Consider the following 4,270-nt stretch of genomic DNA (forward strand, 5'->3'; position numbering starts at 1 on the left):
TTCCTCCCCCTGGCGGAAAATCTCTTCAGCGTAGGTAAAGGCGACCCGCCCGGCCTCCGATAGTCGAAGTCGACGTCCCTCCCGGACAAAAAGATCGTAGCCAAGGCTTTCCTCCAGCTTTCGTATCTGGCCGGACAATGCGGACTGAGAGATATGAAGTGATTCGGCCGCCCGGGTGAGGTGTCCGGTTCGAGCCACAGTCCAGAAATAGTAAAGGTGATGGTAGTTCAGGCGCATGGTGGTCTCTTGTCTGTTCTTTAAAAGTGAACGATTTAATCTTTATAAACCATTTTATGTATGAGTGCATTAACGGCAAAGTAGGCGTGAACCTGAAGGAGCCCAACATGACAACACTTACCACGACTGCTTCGCTCGTGCTGTTGATGGCCTGGCTGGCCCTGCCTGTTGCCCTGCTGGTGCTGGCTGGATTCGCCAACTGGACGAAAAACCCTCTCAAACTGGCTCATTGCTGGCGCCTGGCGGAAAGCGGTTTCAGGCTGTTGCTACTGGCAACTGCCACCATTGGTGCAGTCCTGTTGTTTGACCGGCTGGTGTTTGATACCGGTCTGCCGGAGCTCGGCATTCGACTGGGGTTGTACCCGGACGGCCTGGCGGTATGGATGGCTCTGATGGTCTGTTTCATTGCCTGGGTCATTCTTCGTTATACCCGGGACTACCTGCGTGGCGACCCGGCTTATAATGCGTTTTTGCCCTGGTTCCTCACTACAGTGGTCAGTGTACTGGTGCTGGTGTTTACCGATCACCTGCTGGTGCTGGCTGGCGCCTGGGTGGGTGTAAGCCTCTCATTGCACCAGCTCCTGACGCTGTATGCGGAACGGCCACAGGCTCGCCTCGCGGCAGCTCAGAAATTTATTGCCAGCCGGCTTGGCGATGCCGCCATTCTGGCAGCCGTACTGTTAATCTGGAATCACTACGGCAGCTTCCGCATCCCTGAAATCTATGCTTTGGGCGAACACCTGGGCCGTGAATCCCAGTCGCTTACCATCGCTTCTGTTTTGCTGGCGGTGGCTGCTGCGCTCAAATGTGCCCAGCTACCGTTCCACGGTTGGCTGATCCGGGTGATGGAAGCTCCCACCCCTGTGTCAGCACTTCTGCATGCGGGCGTAGTCAACCTGGGCGGTTTCCTTTGGCTGCGACTGTTCCCGGTGTTTGAAGGCTTCACGGCAGGGCACATGATCCTGCTGGTTGTTGGCGGGGCAACCGCCATCGTCGCCGTGTTCACCATGATGACCCAGAATTCAGCGAAACATGGCCTGGTCTGGTCCACCAATGCCCAGATGGGCTTCATGCTGTTCGAGATTGCGCTGGGCGCCTACACGCTGGCACTACTGCACCTGCTGGCTCACTCCCTGTACAAGGCGCACTCGTTCCTGGCCGTTGGCCGTACCGTCAAAGTCTCCCGGATTGCATTTTCAGAGCAAATCAGCAAGTCGCAAGCCGGTCTCGCACTGCTGGCCTCTGGCCTGGCCGCCGCCCTGCTGTGGCAGGCCCCACAACTGGTGGCCCACAAGCCGGTACTGGCGGCCTTGCTGGTGTTCGCGGTTGGCGCTGCCGTTCTGGGTACACCGGGAGCAAGCCAAAGAGGCGCCCGTGTCGTCGTGTTGCTGCTGGCCGTTACCCTGGTCCCCCTGTACGGGGTGCTTAACTGGCTGCTGAGCACCGCTTTGCCTCAGACCGCGCACACAGCCTTGCCGGTTGGTGCTGAGTGGTTCGCCTGGGTAGTTCTGGCCGTGCTGTTTATGTTGTCGCTGGTGCTATTCGCCCGCCCGCAGGGCGTGCTGGCGCAGAAGCTCCACTGGCACTTCAGCCAAGGACTCTATCTCGACAAGCCTTTCGAAAAGCTTACCCGCCGCTGGGCACAAACCTGGCTCAATGCCCACGGTAAACCGGCCGACATCCGACTGCGGCACAGGGCTCTGACTGGAGAAAGATCATGAACGCACCTGTTGCGAATTCTGTTTCCTGTGAACAGGTCATTCCGGAGCTTGTTAATGAAGCCTGCGAACGAATTGCGCCCATCTGGCCGTTAGATCGCTGGATTGCGGTTAACCCCTGGTGGGGCAGCAGGACTGGACCTGTCGAGAAGGTATCCCGAGAACTGGACAACCTGTTCGGGGCAGGGTTGTTGATGCCTCCGGCTTTCTACCGGGAAGCCTGGGATGGCGGCCGTATTCAGCTTCCGCACCTTGAGGAGGCTGCCCGCGAAGCGGGCTTGAAAGATGATAGCCAGGCGCTCCTGGCCCAGCTTTCTGGGGCTGCATCAAATCAGCCCGGGTTTGTGTCGGCTCTTGGTTACACCCGCCGTGGTCAACAGGAACCGTCCCTCGAGGAGGTCCGGGAAGAGATCGGACGCGCCTGTGCTCGCTACTTCGACCTGCGCCAGAATCGCTGGCGGGTTTCTGGTACAAAACAGGATCTGTATCAGTTCTGGCTTAGTCAGTCCGGACGCTCACTGGCCCGGAAAGCCAGGATGGAAATGTTGCTGAAGCCTGACTGGCAGGAAGCCGCTACAACGGTAGCTCGTGAGCTGCCTTACAGCAGCCGCCAACTGCCCCTGGTGATCCACCATTTGCTCGGACAGTTGCTGGGCTGGGCATCCTGGTGCAGAGGTGTGGACTGGCGAGCAGCACTGGGCGATCCTCATGAAAGCGGTACCGAACACTTCTGCGCGCAATTGGCGACCATCTGGCTCATTCATGAGGCCCATGCGCTGATCAATATGACTGAGGCAGAGCGTGAGAGCTGGCAGAATCGTTACGTCAATGCGTTCGATCTGGCGCCGGCCTCCGCTAATGAACAGGCACTCTGGATATGGCATCGGGCCTATGAGCTGGCCTGGCAGTCCCGTTTCCTTGACGATATCCGCTCCAGTGAGCGGAGCACGCTGGCGGAACCGGATCCTGTGGCGGAAGTGCAGGCCGCCTTCTGCATAGACGTAAGGTCCGAAGTCATTCGTCGACAGCTGGAGAAGGTATACCCTGAAATCAGAACGCTTGGCGTGGCGGGCTTTTTCGGCATGCCCATTGTTCACCACAGGCATGGCCCAACCGATGACGAAGCCCGGCTGCCGGGACTGCTGGCGCCGGTGTATCGGTACTCGGAAACCCTGGGCAGTCCGTCAGAAGACCGGGAGCTGGACCGGAAACTGGACAGCCGCGAACAGGTTCGGGAGTCCGTACGCCGGGCCAAATACTCCAGCCTGTCTACATTCACACTGGTGGAAACCACTGGCCTTGCCTGGGCCTGGAAGCTGGTTCGCGACAGCCTGAACAGAAACTCTACAAAAGCAGAGGCGGTGGAACCCGGCAGGCTCCACCACTGCGTGGACGGCTATCCTTTGTCAGATCCTGAGCGGGTAAATCTGGCGGAAGGGCTTTTGCGGGCGATGTCCCTGACCAAAGGCTTCGCCAGCGTGTTGTTGCTGGTGGGCCATGGTGCCCATACGGACAACAACCCCAACGAAGCTGGTCTGGCCTGCGGAGCCTGTGGCGGCAAAAATGGAGGGGTAAATGCCAGAGTGGCTGCCGAGCTGCTGAATGACCGACAGGTGAGGGCGGGGCTGGCAGAGCGTGGCATCATTATGCCCGAGAGCACCATTGCTCTGGCGGCTGAGCATTGCACGATCACAGACAGGATAACCATTTACGGGCGGGACCAGGTGCCCGATAGCCATCAGCGGGTACTGAATACGCTGGTTGAGAAGCTTGAGGCTGCTGGTCGCGCCTGTCGCAGAGAGAGAGCCACCAGTCTCGGGCTTAATGGCAAGAACGATGACGACCTGCTTGCCGAACTCAAACGCCGGACTCGCAACTGGGCGGAAGTGCGGCCGGAGTGGGGGCTGGCGAATAATGCCGGGATGGTGATCGGCCCGCGCTCGCTTACTCGCTCACTGGATCTCGGAGGACGGTGCTTCCTGCACGACTATGATCCGGCGCAGGACCCGTCCGGAGAGGTTCTGACTCTGCTGATGTCTGCGCCCATGGTGGTGGCCAACTGGATCAACCTGCAGTATTTCGGTTCCGTTGCAAGGCCGGATATCTTCGGTGCCGGCAACAAACTGCTGCACTCGGTCGTTGGCGGTAACCTGGGCGTGATCGAAGGGAATGGAGTCGATCTCAAGATCGGGCTGCCGCTGCAGTCGGTGTTCGACGGTGAGCACTGGCGCCACGAGCCGATGCGCCTTGCGGTGGTGATCGATGCACCGGCGGAACGCATTGAAGCGGTGATCCGGGGTAACGCGGATGTCCGG

At 59.3% G+C, this 4,270-nt stretch carries 3 protein-coding genes; 2 read left to right on the top strand and 1 reads right to left on the bottom strand.

The genetic code is table 11. From position 1 onward, the window contains the following. Positions 1 to 237, bottom strand: a 237-nt coding sequence (locus tag B3Y70_RS16720) for a LysR family transcriptional regulator (protein WP_288590147.1), incomplete at its 3' end; no start/stop codon positions are given. A gap of 107 nt (positions 238 to 344) precedes the next feature. Here B3Y70_RS16720 and B3Y70_RS16725 point away from each other — a divergent pair. Further along, on the top strand, positions 345 to 1,958 hold the full coding sequence (locus tag B3Y70_RS16725; protein ID WP_288590149.1) for an NADH-quinone oxidoreductase subunit L: 1,614 nt from the start codon (positions 345 to 347) through the stop codon (positions 1,956 to 1,958). Further along, on the top strand, positions 1,955 to 4,270 hold a 2,316-nt coding region (locus B3Y70_RS16730; RefSeq protein ID WP_288590150.1), incomplete at its 3' end, for a YbcC family protein. The genes B3Y70_RS16725 and B3Y70_RS16730, both read left to right, overlap by 4 nt.

It is taken from the genome of Marinobacter sp. UBA5687 (genome assembly GCF_002420325.1).
Lineage (GTDB): Bacteria > Pseudomonadota > Gammaproteobacteria > Pseudomonadales > Oleiphilaceae > Marinobacter > Marinobacter nauticus.